This window comes from Haemophilus parainfluenzae, assembly GCF_014931415.1.
Taxonomy (GTDB): Bacteria; Pseudomonadota; Gammaproteobacteria; order Enterobacterales; family Pasteurellaceae; genus Haemophilus_D; species Haemophilus_D parainfluenzae_AF.
This window is the reverse complement of record NZ_CP063121.1, coordinates 1503663-1528050: the sequence shown is the minus strand read 5'-3', so window position 1 is coordinate 1528050 and position 24388 is coordinate 1503663. Positions and strand designations below refer to the sequence as shown.

The window sequence follows — 24388 nt, the reverse complement described above, 5'->3', positions numbered from 1 at the left end:
AGCCACGAAATTAATATTTATCAATTACATGCGCTTGCACTTCTGCGCCGTAATCGTTAATTTCCTGCCATTGCGGATAAATACCGGCTAAATCATCATTTGCCATACCTAAACGCACTGCTTGATCCACAATAATACGTGCTACATCAAAATGACGGGAAAGCGGATAAGCTTCTAATTGTTCTTTTAAGACTAAGCTCAAATCAATTGGACGATTATTTTCACGGTATTGAATTAATAAGCTTTGCATATGTTCGACGATTTGATCATGTAAATCCGCCAAAGATTCATATTGCAACTCTTCAGGTAATTCGCCCAATGCATCATCTTCACGTAATACCATTTCTTCATCACGCAGATCGACCAAACGTTCCGCTTGAGCTGTCCACAAGAACCAAGGATGATCGAAGTAACTATGGATAGAATTACGTAAGCGTTGTGAGAATACGCGGTTTTTATCCATATCAATGGCGGTACGGATAAATTTATGCACGTGACGGTCATAACCAATCCATAAATCAATGGCTTGTTGTCCCCAGCTAATAATGCGGTCTAGCTTGGATTGCAAATCAGTAATTAATTGTTCAATAAAATACAGCTCATCATGGCCTATCACACAATCTTGAATACGTAATAATTGTGCCTGTAACTTATCACCTGCTGCATTTAAGGTGTCTTGTAACTCACGTAAATTGCCTGAAGTTTCATCTAATAAACGTTCACAACTAGAAATTGCTGCCTGCCAATCTTTGGTAAGTAAATTCGCAATTTCTTCTTTAATGCTTTGCTGATTTTCATCCATCACACGTTGTGATAAATCAATACTATCGAAAATCTCTGCCACAGAATATTTTAACGGAGCGAAAACATTACGGCGCCAAAAGTGCTCATTCTCCCCTTTTGCAGCACCTTCTTCTGCAGCATCGGATGCACGCTGAATTTCATCAGCTACAATAGAAAGCTGCACAGAAAGACGCAACGCAGAAAATTCACGCTGACGAATATAATAATCTGATACGCCAACACCTAGTGGGGTGAGACGATAAATGGAAAGTCCTTCGGTAAATTCACTACTGAAACGATTAAGAAAACGCTGTTTTACCAATTCATTGATAGCATTATTGGCACGGGTGGCAATCGCATCCGTTGATTGGTCAAAGGCATTGGCTGTATGGCGGAAAATATCCACTAAATCTGCTTCTAGCATCTCACCGTCCAAACGTTCGTTGTTATAGATGGCGATTGCCAGCAAAAACACTAAGCGCTCTGTCGGCAGATTTAACGAAAATTCCCGCTCTTTCGCCCATGAGACGAGTTCAGGAATAGTTTGTGAGGTTTCGATCATTCGGTTACAAAAGCTTAAAATTGAACAAAAAATTTCTGAGATTATACAGGATTTTTTCTCAATCTTGAAAATCTTCTTGCAAATTGACCGCTCTTTTTAAATTTAAAATATCCTTAACTAAAATAAGGAAATATATTTTCTAATAATCGAACAATATTCAGACAAAATTTACAATTCTTTACAAAATAACCATACTCATTTACTTTTCTATGCAAAAAAACCTATCTATAATCGTTGCCTGGGTACGCAATCGTTTACTGAATAGAGAAAAATGACATTTGCAATCTCTAATAAGACATTACAAATCATATAGTTAATCCATTCTTCAATGCGTCCTATTATAGTATTTATGTATATTTACACTGCTCTAATGAAATTCTTTTATCACATTTATGTAATTAAAGAAGAAACTCAAGCGAGGACATTATGAAAAATTTTAAATTTAATGCTATCACGGCATTAATTATTGGGGTGAATGTTGCTGTAGCGAATGCTGTAACAACTACGCCAAATCCAAATGTGGACTACTCTGGCTCATCTGCTTTTACAAATTCAGCTGACGATACTAATGTTGAGAGCCCAAGCCATACCACTATCGGTCAGGATAACCACGTTTATTCTATTGCTGCACCACAGGATCAAGGTTCTAGTTCAGCTTTTGGTAACCAAAATCTTGTAAAAGGTCAACATGCAAATGCATTTGGTGATGGCAATGATGCATATGGTAAACAAACACAAAGTTTTGGTGATGCGAATAAAATTTATGCTGACAGCTCAGTGGGGTTTGGTGCCAATAATATCGCAGGAAAATATAATAACGAAACTCCTAAAGAAACGAGAACAGCAGATGCCAATACAGAATCAGTTGCCATATTTGGTTTAAACAATAACGTTGTAGGTAAAAATATTCTTGCTGTAGGTAAAGACAATAAAGTTACTGATGATACAACCACAAATGCAACTGTAATTGGCTTCAATGCTACTGCAAGTTCAGCTAATGCTACTGCAATTGGTACTGCTGCTAGTGCATTAGCAAACGAAACTATTGCAATTGGTCAAGCGGCAAAAGCAAGTGGTCAAAATAGTAATGCTTATGGTTCACAAGCCAATGCTAGTGGTACAAGCTCATTGGCTGTAGGTACTGGTTCTGTAGCCTCTGGCGATTCAGCTGTAGCGATTGGTAACGATTCAACTGTTACAGGCGGCTCTGCTGTTGCTATTGGTGCATCAGCAACATCTACAGGTAAATGGTCTACTGCACTAGGCGATTCAGCTAATGCTAAAGGCGAAAAAAGCGTAGCCTTATCGAAAGACTCTTATGCAAAAGATGATAACTCTGTTGCCTTAGGCTCTGGCACGATTACTCGTTCAGCAACAAACGTAACCACGGCAACCGTCAACGGTATTACATATAGTGGTTTTGCTGGTAACAGTAATAATATAGCCGTTGTTTCTGTTGGTTCAGACAAAACTGAAACTTACACTCCACCAGATCACTCAACTCCAGGTCGTACAGTAACTATTACGCCACATACACGTCAAATTATTAACGTAAGTGCAGGTGAAATTTCTGCCACTTCTACCGATGCAATTAACGGTTCTCAACTTTATATGGTTGCAGACCAAGTAGGCAAAAACAAAACGCGTATTGATAATATTCGTGTGCGTACGTCTGACGTAAAAGTAAAAGCGGGCGATAATATTAATGTAGAAGAAGCTTATGATGATGCTAACCAAGTGAAAACTTATACTGTTAGTACAGCAAAAGACATCAAGGCGGATTCTTACACTGTCAATAATTCAAGCGTTCAAATCAATCAGAATGGCATTAATGCAGGTGATAAAAACATCACTAATGTTGCGGATCCAAAAGCCCCAACTGATGCAGCAAACAAACGTTATGTTGATAATAAAGTGAACAAAGTTGATCGCAAAACTCGTGCTGGTATTGCTGGTGTTGCTGCAATCGCTTCTGCTCCATCTGCACGTAAAGATGGAAAGAGCATGGTGTCAACTGGGGTCGCTCATCACCGTGGTGAAAGCGCGATCGCAATTAAAGCATCTCGTAACTCTGATAACGGTCACTGGTCAACCAACGTAAATGGTGCTGCAGATACTCGCGGTCAATTTACTGTGGGTGCGGGTGTCGGTTACGAATGGTAATCTGACTTACATGTTAAAACAAAGAGCCACAAAATCGTGGCTCTTTTTTTCTTCTCAAAACAATCAAAAATTTGACCGCACTTATTGCAATATATATCGCCAAACAAATGCACTGACCAAAATAATCAACATGATAATAATTTGTATTAAACGTTTTTTGGTTAATTTTTCTGCTGCCATACCTATTTACTCGTAGATAACTTCTTAAATTGACTATTTAGTGGTAGAATAATTGCGTTAGATCAATTTTACACTATATTTATCGATTTGAGGAACTAATGAAGAATTTCGTTTCAGAAACCAAATCAGGGCGCAGAGTTCAATCTGGTGGTTGTGCGATTCATTGCCAGGATTGCAGCATTAGTCAACTTTGTATTCCTTTCACATTGAACGAACATGAGCTTGATCAGCTTGATAATATTATCGAGCGTAAAAAGCCTATACAAAAATCTCAAGTCCTTTTTAAAGCGGGCGACACGCTTAATTCTATTTATGCGATTCGTTCCGGTACCATTAAAACTTATACCATTAGTGAAGCGGGCGAAGAACAAATTACCTCTTTTCACTTACCAGGCGATTTAGTGGGCTTTGATGCGATCACGAATATGCAACATCCAAGTTTTGCACAAGCATTGGAAACCGCTATGGTATGTGAAATTCCCTTTGATATCTTAGATGACCTATCCGGCAAAATGCCTAAGCTTCGTCAGCAAATTATGCGTTTAATGAGTAGTGAAATCAAAAGCGATCAAGAAATGATTTTATTACTGTCTAAAATGAATGCTGAAGAACGTTTAGCCGCATTCATCCATAACCTATCTAAACGCTATTCTGCTCGAGGTTTCTCAGCGAAAGAATTCCGTTTAACCATGACTCGCAGCGATATTGGTAATTACCTCGGCCTAACTGTTGAGACGATCAGTCGTTTGCTCGGTCGTTTCCAAAAATTAGGTGTACTCTCTGTTCAAGGTAAATACATTACCATTAATGATATTAATGCCTTGATTGATTTAACAGGTGTACATAAAACCAAAATCCAGTTAGTGGAATAGATAAAAAGCGTGAGTTTTCACGCTTTTTTAGTATTTGAGACAAAAAACTTGTACAAAATCACTTTTTTTATAATAGGTTCTTGTCATCACTTAAAATCTTTTCTATCCTATTGATATCTCATGTCTTGGAGGCTTTATGAAATTTAATAATATTCTTGTTGTACTTAACCCTGATAACGAAAAACAATATGCGCTCGCTCGTGCCGTTCGTCTTGTTAAAGAACAACAAAATGAAACAAAAGTAAAAATCACCACCTTGTTGAGTGTCTATGACTTATCTTATGAAATGTCTGCACTTCTTTCTTCAGAAGAACGTAGTCAAATGCATGAAACAGCCATTGAGCAACAACGTCAAGCCGTACAATTTTATTTAGATAAATATGCAGATCCAGAAATTGAGTTTGAATCTCACATTGTATGGAGCAGCAATGAAGCGGATGCAATTCGTGAAGAAGTTGAAAAAAATCAATATGACCTCGTTGTAAAATACACCAAAGATGAAGAAAGCTTCACTTCACTGATTTTCACACCAGTAGATTGGCAATTATTACGTAAATGTCCAATTCCAGTATTAATGGTGCGTGATGGTGACTGGAAACATCAACGCCGCATTTTAATCGCAGTGAATGTATCGGGTGAACAAGAATATCAAGATGAATTCAACCAAGAATTAGTTTCAACGGGTATGAATTTAGCGGAAAACTTAAACCGTGGTAACGTACATTTAGTGGCGGCCTACCCTGTTGCGCCAATTAATATGGCGATTGATTTACCTGAATTTAATACTTCAGGTTATGAAAATGGCATTCGTGGGCAACACCTCATCAATATGAAAGCCTTACGTCAAAAATTTGGTATTGATGAAGATCATACCCACGTACGCGAAGGTTTCCCTGAAGAAGTGATTCCTGAAGTGGCGAAAGAAATTGAAGCTGAATTAGTGATTTTAGGTACAGTGGGAAGAACGGGTCTATCTGCAGCGTTATTAGGTAATACAGCGGAACATGTGATTAGTAAATTAAGCTGTAACCTATTAGCGATTAAACCTTCTAAAAAATAAGCCAATTTAGCCTTTAATTTAAAATTAAGTGCGGTCAAAAAAACAATCGTTTTAATGACCGCACTTTTTTGTTAAAAAAATGTGAAGTTTCTCACAAAATCAACTTTTTCTATTCGTCTCATTATTTCTTTTTCGCTATACTCATCCGCCCTATCGAAGACTTTCTATAAATTGATTTATTAATTAAAAAGGAAAGACAATGAAAAAAACATTAATTGCAACACTACTTGGTTTCTCTGCGCTCGCGCAAGCTCATGAAGTTTGGGTTGCAACACCGGCACAACTTGCTTCCAATTCCGTTTTAAAAGCTGATTTAGCTTATGGTGACTACCCTTACGTTGAAAGAATTCCTGAAAAACGTCTTGCTATTTTTCCACCGATGGAACTCATCAATCAAGATGGTGAAATGCAAACCTTAGTACAAAAAGGTGAAAACTACCAATATCAATCAGAAAAACCGTTAAAAGACGGTTCATATTGGGTAACGGCAACTTATAAACCCACTTTCTGGTCACAAAATAATGAAGGTTGGAAAATGGATAACTTACAAGGTACACCAAATGCATTCTATTGCGAACAAACTCAAATGTTTGGTAAAGCCTTTACTGTGGTTGGTAAGAAACCATTGAATGCAGAGATGGCAATGACACGCATCGGTTTACCACTTGAAATTGTGCCACTCAAAGATCCAAAAACAATTAAAGCGGGCGAAGCTTTCCCTCTGCAAATTTTCTATAAAGACAAACCACTTTCGGGCGAAACGATTATTGCAACGTCTGATACCTTTGTCGTAAAAGATATGGAAGCAGCGACATCTCACCGTGAACCACAAGCGTTTTCAGGTAAAACAGATAGTGAAGGTAAAGTTAACTTTATCCCATTAATTGAAGGTATTTGGAAACTTAAAGTGATTCATAAAGAACCATTTGAAGATCAAAAAGTGTGTCAACAATCAGCAAATTACGCAACGTTAATTTTACCTGTTGGTAAAGCGCGTGCTAAACTGCCACCAAAACCAGAACATCATCACCATTAATCACAAAAAAAGTGCGGACAAATTTAACCGCACTTTTTTAATATGTTCTTAATGCTGGAGGTTGATAGTGTTCAATAAAGCTTTCGATTTCTTGAAGATCATTCGAGAATAAAATTTTCTCAAAATCACCTTGAGTAAAAAAGCCTTCTTTCACCATATGGCTAAAAAAGGACTTTAATGAATCGAAATAACCCTTTTCATTAAATAGAATACAAGGATTGTTATTTTTTCCAATTCTAGCCCAAGAAATCACTTCAGCAATTTCTTCTAAAGTGCCAGGTCCGCCAGGCAAGGCAACATAAGCATCGCCAAGCTCAACCATTTTATTTTTTCGCTCAGACATGCTTTCAACCACCACGGTCTTGGTTAAATTAGGATGTGAAACTTCTCTGTCTTGTAAAAATTGAGGGATAATGCCAATTACTTTGCCTTGATGAGCGAGCACAGTATCTGCAACCACGCCCATTAATCCCAATTTTCCACCACCATAAACTAAAGTACGTTGGCCATCAGCAATCCATTTTCCTAATTTTTCTGCGGCAGCCTGATAGGCAGAATCATTGCCTAAACTTGCACCGCAATAAACCGTGACGTTCATCCTACTTTTTCCGTTCTACCCATTTTCCATCAATATAATCCACAATCCATTTTGTGGCTTTGCCATTCTTTTCAGATGTCACATATTGATGTTTTTCTTTACGGCTGAAACGGATAATCGCTTCATTACCCTCTGGGTCTTTTTGTGGCGCATCGGCTAAATAACGTAATTTTTCTGGTAAACGATCACGATAAAGCGCTAATTCCGCCACTTTTGCCGGTCGTGTTTCACGTGATTTCGGGAAGTTATGTGCAGACATAAACACCCCACTTGCACCATCACGTAATACAAAATACGCATCAGATTTTTCACATTTCAATTCAGGGAAATGAACCGGCTCTTCTTTTGGCGGTGCAACCTCGCCATTTTTCAAAATCTTACGGGTGTTATCACAGTTGGTACAGCCCATGTATTTACCAAAACGACCGAGTTTTAAGTGCATATCTGCACCACACTTGTCACATTCTACAATCGGGCCGTCATAGCCTTTAATTTTAAATTGGCCTTGTTCAACCAAATAACCATCACAATTTGGATTGTTACCACAAATATGTAATTTACGATGTGGGTCAATGATATAGCTATCCATCGCTGTGCCACATTTCGGGCAACGTTTACGATCCATTAAGGCTTTAGTTTCAGAAGCCTCATCCAATACATTGAGTAATTCTGCTTCTGGAATGAGATTAATCGTCGTTTTACAACGCTCTTTCGGTGGTAAAGCATAACCAGAACAACCAAGGAATACACCGGTACTTGCTGTGCGAATCGCCATTTTACGGCTACAAGTCGGACAATCAATATCGGTGAGTACAAGACTATTCGGCTTCATTCCACCTTCTAACTCGTCTAATTCAGCCGTAGAAAGTTGGGTAGAAAAATCTTTGAAGAATTGGTTTAACTCCGCCTTCCAATTTTTCTCACCGGATGCAATTTGGTCCAGTACGTTCTCCATGTTGGCAGTGAAATCGTAGCTCATCAAATCAGTAAAAGATTGATTTAAGCGATCAGTAACGATTTCACCCATTTTCTCGGCATAGAAACGGCGATTTTCAATGCGAACATAACCACGTTCTTGAATAGTTGAAATAATTGCCGCATAAGTCGAAGGGCGACCAATACCACGTTTCTCCAATTCTTTAACCAATGCTGCTTCGGTAAAACGAGCTGGCGGTTTGGTAAAGTGTTGGCTTGGCGAAACTGTTTTTAGTGCTAATGTTTCGTTTAAACTCACAGCCGGTAAAATTTGGTCTTCCGGATTCTTACCTAATTGTGGTAAGACTTTTGTCCAACCATCAAAACGTAAAATACGGCCTTTGGCTTTCAATTCATAATCGCCCGCCATGACGGTAACCGTTGTACTGTCATATTGTGCAGCCGGCATTTGGCAAGCTACAAATTGACGCCAGATTAAATCATACAAGCGCACAGCATCTTTATCCATGCCACTTAAATGATCTGCGAGCGTTTTTACATCAGAAGGACGAATCGCTTCGTGTGCTTCTTGTGCATTTTCTTTGCTCGAGTAGAAATTCGGCTTAGCGGGCAAATAATCTTTGCCAAAATGACTTTCAATATAAGAGCGAGCCATATTTAATGCATCTTGACTCAAGTTGGTAGAGTCCGTACGCATATAAGTGATGTAACCGGCTTCATATAAACGTTGTGCCAACATCATGGTTTTCTTCACCCCAAAACCTAAACGCGTACTTGCAGTTTGTTGTAAGGTTGAAGTAATAAATGGTGCTCTTGGTTTAGAACCTGTTGGTTTTGTTTCTAAATCTGTGACAACGTAATGTGATTTATTTAAGAAATCGACCGCACTTTGTGCTTCTTTTTCATTTTTCGGCTCAAATTTCTTGCCTTTATATTGCACCACATCCAAACGCAAGTCTTCTTTCTTGCTCGTTTGGGTTAGCGCTTCAATTTCCCAAAACTCTTCCGGTTGGAATGCTTTGATTTCACGTTCACGCTCTACCACCAATTTCACGGCAACAGATTGTACTCGCCCTGCAGATAAACCGCGCGCCACTTTCTTCCATAATAATGGCGACACCATAAAGCCTACCACGCGGTCTAAGAAACGACGGGTTTGCTGAGCATTAACCTGATCCATATTAATGTGGGCAGGATGCTGGAATGCTTTTTCAATCGCTTTCTTCGTAATCTCATTAAATACAACGCGACTAAAACGACTATCATCGCCACCAATGACTTCGCGTAAATGCCACGCGATAGCCTCTCCTTCTCTATCCAAGTCGGTTGCGAGATAAACATGGTCAGATTTTTTAGCGAGGGATTTTAATTCGGCTACTACTTTTTCTTTGCCTGGTAGAATTTGGTAATTGGCTTTCCAATCATGATAAGGATCAATTCCCATTCGTTTCACTAAGGCAGCACGGTCTTTTTCTGCTTTAATTTTGTTTTTTTCTTCCGCACTTAATCCTTTAGTGGAAACGGGTTTAGCCTTCTCGCCTGTGCTACTCCCTGCAGTAGGCAAATCACAAATATGCCCTACGCTGGATTTCACCACATACTGGCTACCTAAATATTTATTGATGGTTTTCGCTTTGGCCGGCGATTCCACAATCACTAAAGATTTGCTCATTTGCTTACCTAAAATATAACTAGAATTCTGTAAAATTGGCGATATACTGCAAACTTACGCCGATAAAATCAAGCTTTTTTTCAAAAAGGATTTATAAATGGATAAACTCAATGCAATTTCGGTTTTCTGTAAAGTGATCGAAACGCAAAGTTTTACACAAGCCGCCAACCAACAGAATATTTCTGTGGCAATGGCGAGTAAATTAGTTTCACAATTAGAAGAGCATTTAAAAACACGATTATTACAACGTACAACGCGAAAAATTGTGCCAACTGAAGCTGGGATGCTTTATTACCAACGTTGCCAATCTATTCTATTAGATTTAAGCGAGGCTGACTCTAGTATCAGTAATATGGCAACGAGCTTGCAAGGTAATTTATTAATCTCTGTACCACGTGATTTTGGCTTGCTTTATATTTCGCCTAACTTACCTAAATTTATTGAACTTCATCCCAATTTACACGTTGAAATTGAGTTTGAAGATAAACGTGTTGATCTCGTTGCGGAAGGTTATGACTTAGCATTACGTATCGGCTATATGCAAGATAGCTCACTTGTTGCGCGTAAAATTAGTAGCTCCCCTATGCATTTTGTTGCTTCGCCAAGTTATTTAGAAGCACGAGGCACACCGCTCACACCTGACGATTTAGAATATCATCAAGGTTTACTTTATAAATCATCGTTAAATCAAGTGCATTGGCAATCAACAAAAGCCAATCAAATTCAACGTTATAAAATTCAATCTAAAGTAGTTTCCAATAATGGGATGGCGTTGTTAGAAATGACGAAAGCAGGCTTGGGTATTAGCAATTCACCTAGTTTCTTTGTAAAAGATGCACTTGCTTCAGGCGAATTGATTGAAATTTTGTCTGAATATAAACAAAAACCTTTAGATATTTATGTGGTTTATCCAAATCGTCGTCATTTACCGGCTAAAGTTCGCGCATTTATTGAATTTCTAGCAAGTCTTGGTTTGTGTGAAAACAGCCAAATATAAAAAATAAAGGCGGATTAACCGCCCTTTATTATTTAAATAATGTCCAAATTGGTTTGACCTCTTCAGGTAAAAATAAATTTTTTCCTAATTCAATCCATCCACAAGGAAAATGAAAATCCGAGCCTAAAGAGGCGGCTAAGTCATATTCATTAGCTAAACGCGCAAGGTACTGACGTTGATCTTTAGTTTGTCCACTATCTGCGACTTCCATGCCATCACCGCCCCATTGTTTGAAATCAACAATTAATCGACGAATCCATTTTCCTGTCATGTTATAACGCATAGGGTGAGCAATAACTGCAACGCCACCTGCCGCATGAATCGTATCAATCGCCGTTGGAATATCCACCCATTCAGCTTTGACAAAACAAGATTTACCACCGCCTAGATAACGCTTAAAAGCTTGCCCATCATTTGAAACCTTCCCAATCTGTACCAAATAACGCGCATAATGCGCACGAGTCACTTCCCCATTGGCTAACGCTTTTGCACCTTCATAGGCATTTGGAATGCCTACTTTTTCTAATTTATGGCCAATTTCGACCGCTCTTTTTTCTCTCAATGATTTTTGTTCAGCTAAAAGTGCGGTCATTTTGGGATGCGTTTTATCAAAATTTAATCCGACAATATGGATGCCACGGCCTTCCCAATTCGTTGAAATTTCCACGCCATTGATTAGCTCAATACCTAATTTATCTGCTTCGAGTTTGGCTTCATCAATGCCCATCACGGTGTCATGATCACATAAAGCAAGCACATTGACACCTTGCTCATGAGCTCGTTGCACAAGCTCCGTAGGCGTTAAAACACCATCTGAAGCTGTACTGTGGCAATGTAAATCATATTTGATCATCGGCTTTCCTATAAATTAGTTTGAATAGTGTAATTATCTTCATCAACAATTACAGCTTGGCTATTTGTTAAAGGGAGTAAATTCAATTTGGGTTGATAGATCTGAACAGTTTTCTTTGAACTCTCTTCAAAAGGAAACTCACCATAATGTGGAATAATTGCAAAATCGACTAAATTTAAAGCTGAATAATTGGTCAAATCGATAGCTATATTTTTGTCATCCATAATTTGATTATACTCGATGTCACTGGCGGTAATAATAGCACCGGCAGATTCACCAAGGTAAAGCATACCCTCATCAATTCGTTTTTTTATATGTGGTAATAAATGCTTTCTTTTCAACTCTTGTAATAGATAAAAAGTATTACCACCGGAAACATAAAGGCTCGGCGTATAATTTAATTTCTCTTTAATGATCTCTTCTGTTTCTTGGGCGATATCCAAAACATCGACTTCAAAACCTAATTTATGAAAAATATCTTTTGCCTCATTGATGTATTCAACATAGCTTTCAACATTACCAGCAGTAGGAATAAATAGCACTTTATGTAATAAAAAATGCTGTTTTAAAAATTGTCTGAAAAGATTTTCTACGCCTGCAAAATAAGAGGCTAGAAATAATGTTTTCATATTATTTCTCTCTTACTTAATCGCCTGAACCAAGCCTTTAACTAAGCTTGGACCGTGATAAATCAAGCCCGAATAAACTTGTAACAATTCTGCTCCCGCTTCAATTTTCTCTTGTGCATTTTGTACACCATCAATACCACCACTCCCAATAATCGGGATTTGCCCTTTCAGTTCTTGATGCAATCTTCGAATAATTTCTGTACTTTTCTGCTGTAACGGTTTTCCACTTAAGCCGCCTTGTTGTTCCGCATTTTTCAAACCTGTGACGTTGTCGCGTGAAATGGTCGTGTTAGTCGCAATTACCCCATCCATTTGATGACGAAGTAACGTATCTGCAATTTGAACGAGTTCGCTCTCGGATAAATCAGGTGCGATTTTTACTGCAATCGGTACATATTTGTTATATTGCTCAGCTAATACTTTTTGACGCTGTTTTATACTTTGCAATAAATCATCAAAGTAATCACCATACTGTAATTGGCGTAAATCCGGAGTGTTCGGTGATGAAATATTTACCGTAATATAATCCGCATAGTTATAGGCTTTATTTAAGCAAAATAAGTAATCATCTTTACCCTTTTCAAGCGGTGTAACTTTATTTTTGCCAATATTAATCCCAACTACGCCATCAAATTTTGCCTTTTTAACATTCTCAATCGCATAATCAATGCCATAATTATTGAATCCATTACGGTTAATAATCCCTTCCCCTTCCACTAAACGGAATTGACGAGGTTTCGCATTTCCCTCTTGCGCTAAAGGCGTAACTGTACCGACTTCAATAAAACCAAATCCCATCGCACCAAATCCATCAATGGCTTCGGCATTTTTATCTGCCCCCGCTGCTAACCCAATAGGATTTTTAAAGGTAATGCCCATCACTTGCTTAGGCGTACCTTGTGGACAGGCCAAAAGTTGCTTCAATAAAAATTGAAAAGGCGATTTACCCGCTAAATGCAATGATTTAATCACTAAATCATGGGCAGTTTCAGGATCAAGGGAAAAGATGGCTTTACGGATCAAAGAATACATACTCGTTTATCTCTCAGGATAGTTCACTGTAAATGGAAAGTGCGGTCAAAATTAACCGCACTTTTTGTTTTATTGCAAGGCTTTTTCAATCTTCTCAAATAAATCTTTTGAAAGATCTTCAACAGCACTTAATCGTTCTAAAGCGCGTTTCATTAAGGTTTGGCGTTGAGCATCAAAACGAGAGAAACGAATTAATGGCTCAATTAAACGCGCAGCCACTTGTGGATTTGTTTCATTTAAACGAATTAAAACATCTGTTAAGAAACGATAGCCAGAACCACTAATATGATGGAATGCTTTTAAGTTGTGATTTGCAAAGCTACCCACTAATGAACGTAAACGGTTTGGATTGTTGAAGTTAAAACTTGGATGATCCATTAGTACTTGTACAATTTCCAATACATTTTCATCAGGGCGAGTTGCTTGTAAAGCAAACCATTTATCCATGACTAAGCCGTCATATTGCCATTTTTGTTCAAAATCTGCTAACAAGGCATCACGACAAGGTAATGCCGCTTTAGTAGCCATATTTAATGCAGCCAACGTATCAGTCATATTATTGGCATTATTGTAATGTTTTTGAACGATATTGTTGCCAAGATTAGTGTAAGCCAAATAACTTAAACACAGATTACGCATTGCTCGTAAGGCAATATCTTCTTGTGTTACTCGATAATCTTCAAGACGAATATGGGTGTAAATACGCAATAAATCTTCTTTCAAGTATTCTGCAATTTGCACCAACATAAATTCTCTTGCGGCTGCAATGCCATCTGGATCAATCGTTTTAAAGCTTTCTGCAAACTCAATGTCTTTTGGCAAGGTTAGAATTAATGTAGCTAATTCGATATCCTGTTCGTAATTTTCCAATACATGTGCAAGTGCGGTTAAAACATCAGGTGAAATGTCAAAGGCTTCACCTTGTTGGAAATGAGCCACGTTACGACGCAATTCTTGAGTAAACAGCATTTGTGCCGCATCCCAACGAGCAAATTGGTTATCCGCAAATTTAAGTAAACCTAATAACTGCTCTGTGGTGTAATCATAATCGAGTTTCACCGGTGCAGAGAAATCACATAATAACGCAGGAATTGGGCGACCATAAATACCATGGAACTCAAACACTTGGTCTTTTTCTGTCACATTTAGCACATCGCTTAGCAACTCACCGTTATGCTGTAACATTTGTTTGGTGCCTTTGGCATCATAAAGTGCAATCTTCAATGGAATATGTAAGTTTACTTTTTCCATTTGGTCCGCAGTTGGCGGCGTAGATTGCGAAACGGTTAAACGATAAGTATGAGTTTGTTCATCATAAGCATCGCTAATCAATAGTTCTGGCGTACCTGATTGGCTATACCAACGGCGGAATTGTGCTAAATCAACATCATTCGCACGTTCCATTGCGGAAACAAAATCTTCACAGGTTGCCGCTTTACCGTCATTTTCTGCAATATAAAGTTGCATCCCTTTTTGGAAACCTTGTTCACCTAATAAGGTGTGCAACATACGAATCACTTCTGCCCCTTTTTCATATACGGTCACGGTATAGAAGTTATTCATTTCAATGACTTTTTCAGGGCGAATTGGGTGTGACATTGGGCTTGCATCTTCGGCAAATTGTACCGTACGTAAGAATTTCACGTTATTAATGCGATTAACGGCACGAGAGCCCGTATCAGATGAAAATTCTTGATCACGGAAAACTGTTAAACCTTCTTTCAAACTTAATTGGAACCAATCACGGCAAGTTACACGGTTTCCTGTCCAGTTATGGAAATATTCGTGTGCAATCACGCTTTCAATGGCGAGATAATCATCATCGGTTGCGGTTTGTGGATTTGCCAACACAAATTTGGAGTTAAAAATATTCAACCCTTTATTTTCCATGGCACCCATATTGAAGAAATCCACGGCAACAATCATGTAAATATCTAAGTCGTATTCTAAATTGAAACGGTCTTCATCCCATTTCATCGCTTTTTTCAGACTTTCCATAGCCCAAGAAGCACGATCAAGATTGCCACGGTCAACATAAAGCTCTAAAGCTACTTCACGACCACTTTTTGTCGTAAAGGTATCTTGTAATAAATCAAAATCACCAGCCACTAAAGCGAATAAATAGCTTGGTTTCGGAAATGGGTCATTCCATTCAACCCAATGACGACCATCCTCTAACTCACCACTTGCAATGCGGTTACCATTAGAAAGCAAGTAAGGATATTTAGTCTTATCTGCAGTAATTTTGGTTGTATAGCGCGCCAATACATCTGGACGGTCAAGCATATAGGTGATTTGACGGAAACCTTCTGCTTCACATTGTGTACAAATGCCCTCGCCAGATTGATAAAGCCCTTGTAAAGAAGTGTTTTGTGCTGGCTCAAGATTTGTCACAATTTCAAGTTCAAAATTGCCTGCAGTTTGATTGGTTAAATCTAATGTTAAGCTTTCATTGTCTTGATGATAATGTTTGAAATCTTCGCCATTGAATTTAATGGAGGCAAATTGGAAACCATGACCATCTAATCGTAGATGTGTGGCTTCATCATTTAAACGTTGGAAGGTTGTCTTTGCTGTAACAACGGTATGGTTAGGATCTAATTGAAAATCAAGGAAAATATCCGTAACCGTAAAATCAGGTTGTTTGTAATCTTTTCTATATTTCGCTTTAGCTAACATAATCTGCTCTATTTCTAAGAAAAAAACTCATATTAGGATAAGATTTTATGACAAAACTTGCAATGGAATTTTCAGCCTTTACCGCATAGCAAACGATTGCTTAAAAGTAGACAAATATGCTATTCTACGCATCGTTTTTTATCAGATAAATTTTTGAAAATATGTCAAATACCGCACAAATTGCCATTGTTATGGGCTCAAAAAGCGATTGGGCGACCATGCAAGAAGCAACTCAAATTTTAGATGAACTCAATGTGGCATATCACGTTGAAGTGGTTTCCGCACATCGTACCCCTGACAAGCTGTTTGAATTTGCCGAAAATGCACAAAAGAATGGTTACAAAGTGATTATTGCGGGTGCAGGTGGTGCAGCGCATTTACCGGGTATGATTGCAGCCAAAACACTTGTGCCAGTTCTTGGGGTACCTGTTAAAAGCTCGATGTTAAGTGGTGTTGATAGTCTCTATTCTATCGTGCAAATGCCTAAGGGCATTCCTGTCGGTACCTTAGCGATTGGCCCTGCTGGTGCTGCTAATGCAGGATTACTCGCCGCACAAATTCTTGCAGGTTGGGATAATGCGTTATTCGCTCGCCTACATGTATTCCGCGAAAATCAAACCAATATGGTATTGGATAATCCTGATCCACGTATATAAAATACCTTAAAATTTGACCGCACTTTTCAAAGTGCGGTTGTTTTTTTAGCTAGATTTGATGAGAAATTTTATGCAAAACTCTACCCTATATCCTACTGTTTATGTACTCGGTAATGGTCAACTTGGCAGAATGTTACGTTACGCCGGTGCACCATTAGACATTCATGTTCAACCGCTTGAGTTTAATGCACCTGTATTTGATTTACCTAAAGATGCCATTATTACTGCAGAAATTGAACGTTGGGAAAAAACACCTTTGACCGAATTATTAGGTCATCATAAAAATTTCGTTAATCAGAATGTTTTTGGCTTATTGGCTGATCGTTTTACCCAAAAGTCTTTACTGGATGAACTCAATCTCTCTACCTCGCCATGGTGTTTATTAAAAGATAAAACGCAATGGCCTGAAGTATTTAAAAACGTAGGCGAAAAAGTCGTGGTAAAACGTCGTACCGGTGGTTATGACGGTCGCGGCCAATGGATTATCACTGAAAATAATCAACATGATATTACGGACGATTTATTCGGTGAAGTTATCGCAGAAAAATTCATTCCTTTTGATTATGAAGTGTCTATCGTAGGCGCAAGATTTAAAAATGGTGAAAAACGTTTCTATCCAGTAACTCATAACCTACAGCAAAATGGTATTTTACGTTACAGTGTGACAGACATTTCATTCCCTCAACAACAAAACCAACAAATTCAGGCTGAGTCTATGCTCGGAAAAATCATGGATAAACTTGAATATGTGGGTGTAATGGCAATGGAATGCTTTGTTGTGGGGAATAAATTATTAATTAATGAGCTTGCCCCTCGTGTGCATAACAGTGGCCATTGGACACAATTAGGTTGCGCTATTAGTCAATTTGAATTGCATCTGCGAGCCTTATTAGATTTACCCACTCCGTCATTACAACCCATTGCACCAAGTGTCATGGTTAATTTAATTGGTACAGAACATAATCCGCAATGGTTGAATACGCCTTTCTCTCAGTTACATTGGTATGGTAAGGAAGTTCGTCCAGGTCGGAAATTAGGTCATATCAATATTACGCATCCTGATAAAACGGTCATTATTCAACAGCTCGAAAAACTTCGCCACGAACTCCCTGAAGACTATCAATCCGGTTTAAATTGGGCGATTGAGAAATTAAAATAATCGAAAAAACAACCGCACTTTTTGATGAATATCTAAAAACATCAAAGTGCGGTTGATTTTTATTAGGTTCTTCTTGATAAAATCCATTGACTGAAGTATAAGTTATTTATCTCACAACACATACATAAGGAAAAGCTATGTTTGAACATATCAAAGCGGCTCCGGCCGATCCTATCTTAGGCTTAGGCGAAGCATTCAAATCTGAAACACGTGAAAATAAAATCAATTTAGGTATTGGCGTTTATAAAGATGCACAAGGTACAACGCCGATTATGCGTGCGGTAAAAGAAGCCGAAAAACGCTTATTTGATAACGAAAAAACGAAAAACTATCTGACTATCGATGGTATTGCAGATTATAACGAACGCACAAAAGAACTCCTTTTTGGTAAAGATTCAGAAGTCATTAAAGCAAACCGTGCAAGAACTGCGCAAAGCTTAGGGGGCACAGGTGCATTACGCATTGCTGCGGAATTCATTAAACGCCAAACCAAAGCACAAAATGTGTGGATTAGTACACCAACATGGCCAAACCACAATGCCATTTTCAATGCGGTGGGCATGACGATTCGTGAATATCGTTATTATGATGCTGAACGCAAAGCCCTTGACTGGGAACATTTACTTGAAGATTTAAGCCAAGCAAGCGAAGGTGATGTGGTGCTTTTACACGGTTGCTGCCACAACCCAACCGGTATTGACCCAACTCCTGAGCAATGGCAAGAATTAGCCGCGCTTTCAGCGAAAAACGGCTGGTTACCACTCTTTGACTTTGCTTATCAAGGTTTAGCCAATGGCTTAGATCAAGATGCTTACGGTTTACGTGCTTTTGCGGCAAACCATAAAGAATTATTAGTGGCGAGCTCATTCTCTAAAAACTTTGGTTTATACAATGAGCGTGTAGGTGCCTTTACGCTTGTCGCTGAAAATGCAGAAATTGCTTCAACTGCATTAACACAAGTAAAATCAATTATTCGTACCCTCTACTCTAACCCAGCATCTCACGGTGGTGCAACTGTAGCAACGGTGTTAAATGATCCACAACTTCGTCAAGAATGGGAAAATGAATTGACTGAAATGCGTGAACGCATCAAAAAAATGCGTCATTTATTCGTTCAGTTATTAAAAGAATATGGTGCAGAACAAGATTTCAGCTTTATCATGGAACAAAACGGTATGTTCTCTTTCAGTGGCTTATCACCTGAACAAGTTGATCGCTTAAAAGAAGAATTTGCGATTTACGCGGTTCGTTCTGGTCGTATTAATGTGGCTGGTATCACTGAAGACAATATTCGTTATTTATGTGAAAGTATTGTCAAAGTGCTTTAATCAATAAAAACAAAAAGTGCAGTCGAATTTGACCGCACTTTTTTCATCTCAAGATAACAAAAGAAAAGGCAGATTTTACTCTGCCTTTTTATCAAACAATTACCATTGATAACCGATGCTACCACCCCAGTTTACATCACTGCGGGTATTGATACTTGCACCAACTTTAATCGAAATTTTGTTGTTATCAGAATTTCGACCATAACCAACTGCGATGGCATTTTCATTACGATAACCACCTACACCAACAGAAACTAAGCTTTTACCTGCTTCATTTGGACGTTGTAAGAAAGAAATCGCTGTCGCACCTGCGATACCTGCACGTAAACGACGATCAACGTGATCAATTTTGTTGTCTAAACGATTGATGTTGTTATTAATGTTTTTCACTGCATTATCAACATAGCGTTTATTTACTGCATCAGTTGGGTCTTTAGGATCAGCCACATTTACAATACGATTATTGTGCATATCTAATCCACCATGTGCATGGATTGTACCACCAACGTTAACGTCACCTGTTGTAGTTACATTTTTGAATGTTGGTGTATCAGACACAGCAACGCTTAACACTTTTCCTTTTTTGTGGGTTAATTTAATATTTTTACCCGCATCAAGTGTCAATTTATCCATTTTTGTTGCAGTAGATTGAACCGTTTCTTCTGCCACTTCATTTACAACAGTACCTTCAGATGCACTTGCAGTCACGTTAAATCCACGACCACCTGCATTTTTGATTTCATCTTTGGTTTTTTGTGAGAGATCCACTTTATAATTGGTTACTGTGGTTACAGTCATACCGTCTTTTCCAGTAACTTTGGTTGGTTCGCCCACCGTTACAGTAATTGCATCAGAACCTGCTTCAACTGATGCTGAAGTGTCTTTTGCATTCACTTTAATTTCTGCTGCATTCTCACCATCTTTTACAACGACTTCGGTATTTTCACCATTTACAAAATTCACTTTGCCATGGGTATTAATACGTGATGTTTCTTTATCATTGTTTTGAATGTTAAAGCCCGCATTGTAATAGGCTTGATATAACTGGCTACCATTTACGGCATCGTTTGAAGTAGCCGTAATTCGACCTGCACCTACGTTTTGGATTTGGCGAACAAGTTTTCCATCACCGACAGATACTGCACCTTTTTGAGTTGAAAAAGTACCATTGTAATTAACTGTTGTACCTTTCGCCTTATCATCAAAAGAAGATAAAGCTTTTGCTGTCGGATCAAAATCATTAGCCGCGCTGCTTGAATAAGAACCTAATGTCACAGAGTTTTCATGCGTACCTTTAGCTTGAGTACCAATCACAACAGCACTAACTGCAGAGGCATTACTCGCTTGACCAAGAGCAATAGCATTAACTGCAGAGGCATTACTCGCTTGACCAATAGCAACAGCATTCATCTTAGAAGCTTTACTTGTTTGTCCGATAGCAAGTGCATTAGTTGCTGAAGCATTGGATTTAGCTCCTAGAGCTAATGCAGCACCTCCACTTGCATTTGCACCATTACCTAAGGCAGAAGCTTCAACAGCACTCGCTTTCGCATCGTTACCAACAGCGGTCGAAACGATTGCACTTGCATTAGCTAAGGTACCTAAAGCCGTCGCACTTTGAGCACCTGCATAAGAACGACCTCCTAATGCTGTTGATCCTCGCCCCTCGGTTACTGCAGCTGAGCCCACTGCAATAGAATTATCTGCTCTAGCAGATGCACTAAGGCCTAATGCAGTCGCCCCCCATGCAGAAGCGGATGCACTATCCCCAAAAGCCGATGCACTTTTTGCGAGAGCTTTCGCTGCTCGACCAATAGCAGTCGCGGTTGAACCGGTTGCATTTGCATTTGCACCAAAGGCTGAAGCTGCTTCACCATCAGCATAAGATGCTACACCAACTGCGGTTTGACTATTCCCCCCAGCTTTCTCATTAGAGGTTTTTGCCATTAAACCGATAGCAACCGAGTTTGAACCAGTGCCACTTGATGCGCGATCCCCAAGAGTGACACCATATCCTGATTGACTTGTTGCATTATTTCCTAATGTTATTGACCAACGTGCTTTATTTGTCACGTTATTACCAATTACAATGCTCTCTGTTGCTTCTGATTTTGCTTTTTTGCCTAAAACGACAGAATCTCCTGTTGTACCAACTCCGGCTACAGCACTCACATTAGTTCCACCAACAATATTTCCATCATTATTTAATACTACATTAGTTTCAGCCATCGCGCTTGTAGTTGCACCTGCTAAAACTGCAGCGCCAATGATTACATTTAATGCTTTACGTTTATCGGTTTGAGATGATTTACCCACAGATTTGCTTAGTTCTGAAACAGCAATCCAGCATTGGTTTACTGTATTCCAAATAATTTTAAAAACATGATTCATATTAAAGTTTCCTATAATCTAAAAATAACTAATCAAGACAAACAAAATCTTGATTCCGAATAAGTATAATAGGAAACTCAGCAATTAACAGATAATTTACAAGATTTTACAAAAGCTTACAAAGAATAGTTTTTTATGGAGAAGTTAAATGTAATGTAAAGATAAATTAAAGATAAATTAAAGATAAATTAAAGATAAATTAATAACTTAAAACATATGTATAATTATATACTTATTCTGCTGATAAAAGTAAAAAAGGCCATAAAAATGACCATTTTTTTATATTGAATTACCACTTCTCTAACGCTTCTTTATCGCTTTCTCTTGCTTCAATCCAACGTTCGCCTTGATTAGTTTGTTCTTTTTTCCAGAACGGCGCTTTGGATTTTAAAAAGTCCATAATAAATTCATTAGCGTGGTAAGCATCACCTCGGTGAGCAGAACTGATGCCGACTAAAACAATTTCATCGCCGGTATGCAAAAGTCCTACTCGATGTATCACAGACACTCGCTGGATATCCCAACGGGCTTTAGCCTGTTCTACAATTTCACGTAAGGCTTTTTCTGTCATGGCGGGATAATGTTCTAAGTATAAGCTGGACACTTCATCACCTAAATTAAGATCGCGAACTTTACCTACGAAAATAACCGTTGCGCCAACTGAATGTTGCTCAGAAAGCCATTGGTAAACGGCATTTTGATCAAACGGTTGTTCTTGTACTGAAATTTGAATATCCGTCATTTAGCCCCCCGTTACCGGTGGGAAAAATGCAATTTCATCGCCATTTTTGACCGCACTTTCTAATGGCATCAAGGTTTGATTAATGGCGACTAAGAGCTTCCCTTTTTCTAACGCTAACGCCCATCTATCACCTTTTTGAGCGAGATGTTCACGCACCGCTTCTGCTGTCGCAAAATCGCCTTCAAGCTGAATAGAATCTTCCCCAATTAACTCTCGAGTTTGAGCAAAAAATAAAACATTTAACATCTTATTTTTCCTCCGCAATAAAATGACCGGATTTTCCACCGCTCTTTTCTAACAGGCGAACGTGCTCAATTACCATGTCTTTTTGTACGGCTTTACACATATCGTAAATGGTTAAGGCTGCTACGCTTGCTGCCGTTAATGCTTCCATTTCTACGCCGGTTTTTCCGGTTAATTTGCAAAGAGATTGAATGCGAACTTGATTGGTTTCAAGTAACGGTTCTAAATTCACTTCTACTTTAGAAAGTAATAAGGGATGGCAAAGCGGGATAAGTTCCCAAGTACGTTTTGCCGCTTGAATACCTGCAATACGTGCTGTAGCAAATACATCACCTTTGTGATGTTTGCCTTCCACAATCATGGAAAGAGTTTCTTTTGACATGGTCACAATGGCTTCAGCACGAGCTTCACGAACAGTCTCTGCTTTTGCAGAAACATCCACCATATTGGCTTCACCTTGAGAATTAATATGCGTAAATGTAGTCATAATAAAATAAAGTGCGGTTAAAATATTGAATGTTTTACATATGTGACAAAAGCAAAATAAGTGAATCGTTTATTCACTTATTTACTTTTAGCCACCGATAGAAGCTAAATGATTTCTTACGCCACTATCACCAATATGCAAATAATGATGTTCACGTTTGCCTTGAAGTGCGGCAAAAATACGGGCTTGCAAAATATCTTGCTGCTCATGTGATTGCAATAAATCACGTAATTCAATGCCTTCTTCACCAAATAAACAAAGATGAAGTTTGCCTTTCGCTGACACTCTGAGACGATTGCAGCTTGCGCAGAAATTCTTCTCATAAGGCATAATTAAACCAATTTCGCCAGCATAATCAGGGTGCGTAAATACTTTAGCAGGACCATCAGTATGAGATTTGTGTTGTAATTGCCAACCGTTTTGCAGCAATTTATCCGCTAATACTTGTCCTGAAAGATGGAATTTATCAAAGAAACTATCCATTTCGCCTGTTTGCATGAGTTCGATAAAACGCATTTGAATTGGGCGATCTTTCACCCAAACAAGGAATTGTTCAAACTCTTTGTCATTCAAATTTTTCATCAAAACTGAATTGACTTTAACTTTGTTGTAGCCCACTTCAAATGCACGATCGATACCACGCATCACGTCATCAAATTTATTGATACCCGTAATTTGGTGGAACATTTTTGGATCTAAGCTATCAACACTGACGTTAATGGACGTAATCCCTGCTTTCTTCCAATCAGCCACATCTTTTGCCATGCGATAGCCGTTTGTCGTGACAGCTAATTGACGAATACCATCAATATTAGCAATGCTTTCAGCAATAGAAATAAAATCTTTGCGTAAAGTCGGTTCACCACCCGTTAAACGGATTTTCTCTGTGCCCATTTCAGCAAACGCTTGAGCAAGATGGGTAATTTCTTTTAAGGTTAAGAAACTTGGCTTGTTAGCTTCGGGTTGATAACCATCAGGTAAACAATAGGTACAACGAAAATTACACTGATCGGTAATCGACAGTCGTAGATAGTAATATTGGCGTTGGAAAGGATCGACTAAGCGAGACTCTCCTACGTTCTTGATAGGAATGGATTGCATTTTACACCTTTCTAAATATGGAGAGGATAAACCGTTTCCAGCGTATCCCTGAATAACGTACCGCGTTATTGGCTTGCCGCCGTATTTCTTTGAAACTTAGGCTAAACAAGCTCGGAGTTATGCGTTAAAAATAAATTGTGTTGGTATTGTAATAAAAGCAAGCGGTTAATAGCAATAATTTGGTAGAATAACCCGACTATATTGATAAAAATAACAGAATTAACTTATA

General features: G+C 38.5%; 20 protein-coding genes and 1 riboswitch. Of the genes, 8 read left to right on the top strand and 12 right to left on the bottom strand.

The window, feature by feature from the left end; translation table 11 throughout:
- Window positions 1–10: 10 nt before the first annotated feature.
- Entirely contained in the window at window positions 11–1345 is a 1335-nt protein-coding gene (mukF, locus tag INP93_RS07500) for a chromosome partition protein MukF (protein WP_197544551.1), read from the bottom strand.
- Window positions 1346–1771: 426 nt separating this feature from the next.
- Between mukF and INP93_RS07495 the strand changes: the two genes are divergently transcribed.
- The 4 genes from INP93_RS07495 (at window position 1772) to INP93_RS07480 (ending at window position 6656) form a co-directional block, all read left to right on the top strand.
- Window positions 1772–3508 (top strand): YadA-like family protein, encoded by a 1737-nt coding sequence (locus INP93_RS07495; RefSeq protein ID WP_197544550.1) that lies wholly within the window; start codon window positions 1772–1774, stop codon window positions 3506–3508.
- Window positions 3509–3786: 278 nt separating this feature from the next.
- A complete protein-coding gene (gene fnr, locus INP93_RS07490) occupies window positions 3787–4560 on the top strand; it encodes a fumarate/nitrate reduction transcriptional regulator Fnr (RefSeq protein WP_049365484.1) in 774 nt (257 codons plus the stop codon).
- Window positions 4561–4696: 136 nt separating this feature from the next.
- Window positions 4697–5620: a universal stress protein UspE gene (uspE, locus tag INP93_RS07485; RefSeq protein ID WP_111386090.1), complete on the top strand. Its 924-nt coding sequence runs from the start codon at window positions 4697–4699 to the stop codon at window positions 5618–5620.
- A gap of 199 nt (window positions 5621–5819) precedes the next feature.
- Window positions 5820–6656, top strand: a complete 837-nt coding sequence (locus INP93_RS07480) for a DUF4198 domain-containing protein (RefSeq protein ID WP_178163291.1) — start codon at window positions 5820–5822, stop codon at window positions 6654–6656.
- 37 nt (window positions 6657–6693) lie between these two features.
- Here the strand turns inward: INP93_RS07480 and INP93_RS07475 are convergent, their stop codons facing one another.
- Entirely contained in the window at window positions 6694–7254 is a 561-nt protein-coding gene (locus tag INP93_RS07475; protein ID WP_178163292.1) for an LOG family protein, read from the bottom strand.
- Window position 7255: 1 nt separating this feature from the next.
- A complete protein-coding gene (gene topA, locus INP93_RS07470) occupies window positions 7256–9862 on the bottom strand; it encodes a type I DNA topoisomerase (RefSeq protein ID WP_197544549.1) in 2607 nt (868 codons plus the stop codon).
- A 97-nt stretch (window positions 9863–9959) separates the two neighbouring features.
- Between topA and INP93_RS07465 the strand changes: the two genes are divergently transcribed.
- Window positions 9960–10859 carry a LysR family transcriptional regulator gene (locus tag INP93_RS07465; RefSeq protein WP_197544548.1) on the top strand — a complete coding sequence of 300 codons (900 nt, stop codon included), beginning with the start codon at window positions 9960–9962 and terminating at the stop codon, window positions 10857–10859.
- Between the two features lie 28 nt (window positions 10860–10887).
- On the opposite strand, the gene rnm is transcribed toward INP93_RS07465, so the two are convergent.
- The 4 genes from rnm to pepN all read right to left on the bottom strand — a co-directional run bounded on the left by rnm (window position 10888) and on the right by pepN (window position 16052).
- Window positions 10888–11712: an RNase RNM gene (rnm, locus tag INP93_RS07460; protein ID WP_197544547.1), complete on the bottom strand. Its 825-nt coding sequence runs from the start codon at window positions 11710–11712 to the stop codon at window positions 10888–10890.
- A gap of 8 nt (window positions 11713–11720) precedes the next feature.
- Entirely contained in the window at window positions 11721–12341 is a 621-nt protein-coding gene (locus INP93_RS07455; RefSeq protein WP_197544546.1) for a Type 1 glutamine amidotransferase-like domain-containing protein, read from the bottom strand.
- 12 nt (window positions 12342–12353) lie between these two features.
- A complete protein-coding gene (gene pyrD / locus INP93_RS07450) occupies window positions 12354–13373 on the bottom strand; it encodes a quinone-dependent dihydroorotate dehydrogenase (protein WP_049373431.1) in 1020 nt (339 codons plus the stop codon).
- Between the two features lie 69 nt (window positions 13374–13442).
- Entirely contained in the window at window positions 13443–16052 is a 2610-nt protein-coding gene (pepN, locus tag INP93_RS07445) for an aminopeptidase N (RefSeq protein WP_197544545.1), read from the bottom strand.
- A 161-nt stretch (window positions 16053–16213) separates the two neighbouring features.
- Here pepN and purE point away from each other — a divergent pair, with 161 nt between their 5' ends.
- The 3 genes from purE (at window position 16214) to INP93_RS07430 (ending at window position 19195) form a co-directional block, all read left to right on the top strand.
- Window positions 16214–16708 carry a 5-(carboxyamino)imidazole ribonucleotide mutase gene (gene purE / locus INP93_RS07440; RefSeq protein WP_197544544.1) on the top strand — a complete coding sequence of 165 codons (495 nt, stop codon included), beginning with the start codon at window positions 16214–16216 and terminating at the stop codon, window positions 16706–16708.
- A 70-nt stretch (window positions 16709–16778) separates the two neighbouring features.
- Window positions 16779–17867: a 5-(carboxyamino)imidazole ribonucleotide synthase gene (gene purK, locus INP93_RS07435; RefSeq protein WP_197544543.1), complete on the top strand. Its 1089-nt coding sequence runs from the start codon at window positions 16779–16781 to the stop codon at window positions 17865–17867.
- Window positions 17868–18004: 137 nt separating this feature from the next.
- On the top strand, window positions 18005–19195 hold the full coding sequence (locus tag INP93_RS07430; RefSeq protein ID WP_049368743.1) for an amino acid aminotransferase: 1191 nt from the start codon (window positions 18005–18007) through the stop codon (window positions 19193–19195).
- A 99-nt stretch (window positions 19196–19294) separates the two neighbouring features.
- Here the strand turns inward: INP93_RS07430 and INP93_RS07425 are convergent, their stop codons facing one another.
- From INP93_RS07425 to moaA, 5 genes are all read right to left on the bottom strand, one after another.
- Window positions 19295–21586 (bottom strand): YadA family autotransporter adhesin, encoded by a 2292-nt coding sequence (locus INP93_RS07425; protein WP_197544542.1) that lies wholly within the window; start codon window positions 21584–21586, stop codon window positions 19295–19297.
- A 289-nt stretch (window positions 21587–21875) separates the two neighbouring features.
- On the bottom strand, window positions 21876–22328 hold the full coding sequence (gene moaE / locus INP93_RS07420; RefSeq protein WP_005631888.1) for a molybdopterin synthase catalytic subunit MoaE: 453 nt from the start codon (window positions 22326–22328) through the stop codon (window positions 21876–21878).
- Window positions 22329–22574, bottom strand: coding sequence for a molybdopterin synthase sulfur carrier subunit (gene moaD, locus INP93_RS07415; protein ID WP_005625813.1), 246 nt, complete (start codon window positions 22572–22574; stop codon window positions 22329–22331).
- A 1-nt stretch (window position 22575) separates the two neighbouring features.
- A complete protein-coding gene (gene moaC, locus INP93_RS07410; RefSeq protein ID WP_009499888.1) occupies window positions 22576–23058 on the bottom strand; it encodes a cyclic pyranopterin monophosphate synthase MoaC in 483 nt (160 codons plus the stop codon).
- An 87-nt stretch (window positions 23059–23145) separates the two neighbouring features.
- Window positions 23146–24159 carry a GTP 3',8-cyclase MoaA gene (gene moaA, locus INP93_RS07405; RefSeq protein WP_005696149.1) on the bottom strand — a complete coding sequence of 338 codons (1014 nt, stop codon included), beginning with the start codon at window positions 24157–24159 and terminating at the stop codon, window positions 23146–23148.
- A riboswitch (molybdenum cofactor riboswitch) is annotated at window positions 24148–24288 on the bottom strand. (Overlaps the previous gene by 12 nt.)
- Window positions 24289–24388 lie beyond the last annotated feature (100 nt).

Excerpts from the sequence above, each read along its gene's own strand:
- purK (WP_197544543.1), top strand. The coding sequence starts at position 16,779 with ATGCAAAACTCTACCCTATATCCTACTGTTTATGTACTCGGTAATGGT.
- moaC (WP_009499888.1), bottom strand. The coding sequence starts at position 23,058 with ATGACTACATTTACGCATATTAATTCTCAAGGTGAAGCCAATATGGTG.
- pepN (WP_197544545.1), bottom strand. The coding sequence starts at position 16,052 with ATGTTAGCTAAAGCGAAATATAGAAAAGATTACAAACAACCTGATTTT.
- INP93_RS07480 (WP_178163291.1), top strand. The coding sequence starts at position 5,820 with ATGAAAAAAACATTAATTGCAACACTACTTGGTTTCTCTGCGCTCGCG.
- moaA (WP_005696149.1), bottom strand. The coding sequence starts at position 24,159 with ATGCAATCCATTCCTATCAAGAACGTAGGAGAGTCTCGCTTAGTCGAT.
- INP93_RS07425 (WP_197544542.1), bottom strand. The coding sequence starts at position 21,586 with ATGAATCATGTTTTTAAAATTATTTGGAATACAGTAAACCAATGCTGG.
- INP93_RS07465 (WP_197544548.1), top strand. The coding sequence starts at position 9,960 with ATGGATAAACTCAATGCAATTTCGGTTTTCTGTAAAGTGATCGAAACG.
- moaE (WP_005631888.1), bottom strand. The coding sequence starts at position 22,328 with ATGACGGATATTCAAATTTCAGTACAAGAACAACCGTTTGATCAAAAT.
- mukF (WP_197544551.1), bottom strand. The coding sequence starts at position 1,345 with ATGATCGAAACCTCACAAACTATTCCTGAACTCGTCTCATGGGCGAAA.
- purE (WP_197544544.1), top strand. The coding sequence starts at position 16,214 with ATGTCAAATACCGCACAAATTGCCATTGTTATGGGCTCAAAAAGCGAT.
- moaD (WP_005625813.1), bottom strand. The coding sequence starts at position 22,574 with ATGTTAAATGTTTTATTTTTTGCTCAAACTCGAGAGTTAATTGGGGAA.
- INP93_RS07455 (WP_197544546.1), bottom strand. The coding sequence starts at position 12,341 with ATGAAAACATTATTTCTAGCCTCTTATTTTGCAGGCGTAGAAAATCTT.
- INP93_RS07495 (WP_197544550.1), top strand. The coding sequence starts at position 1,772 with ATGAAAAATTTTAAATTTAATGCTATCACGGCATTAATTATTGGGGTG.
- uspE (WP_111386090.1), top strand. The coding sequence starts at position 4,697 with ATGAAATTTAATAATATTCTTGTTGTACTTAACCCTGATAACGAAAAA.
- pyrD (WP_049373431.1), bottom strand. The coding sequence starts at position 13,373 with ATGTATTCTTTGATCCGTAAAGCCATCTTTTCCCTTGATCCTGAAACT.
- topA (WP_197544549.1), bottom strand. The coding sequence starts at position 9,862 with ATGAGCAAATCTTTAGTGATTGTGGAATCGCCGGCCAAAGCGAAAACC.
- INP93_RS07430 (WP_049368743.1), top strand. The coding sequence starts at position 18,005 with ATGTTTGAACATATCAAAGCGGCTCCGGCCGATCCTATCTTAGGCTTA.
- fnr (WP_049365484.1), top strand. The coding sequence starts at position 3,787 with ATGAAGAATTTCGTTTCAGAAACCAAATCAGGGCGCAGAGTTCAATCT.
- INP93_RS07475 (WP_178163292.1), bottom strand. The coding sequence starts at position 7,254 with ATGAACGTCACGGTTTATTGCGGTGCAAGTTTAGGCAATGATTCTGCC.
- rnm (WP_197544547.1), bottom strand. The coding sequence starts at position 11,712 with ATGATCAAATATGATTTACATTGCCACAGTACAGCTTCAGATGGTGTT.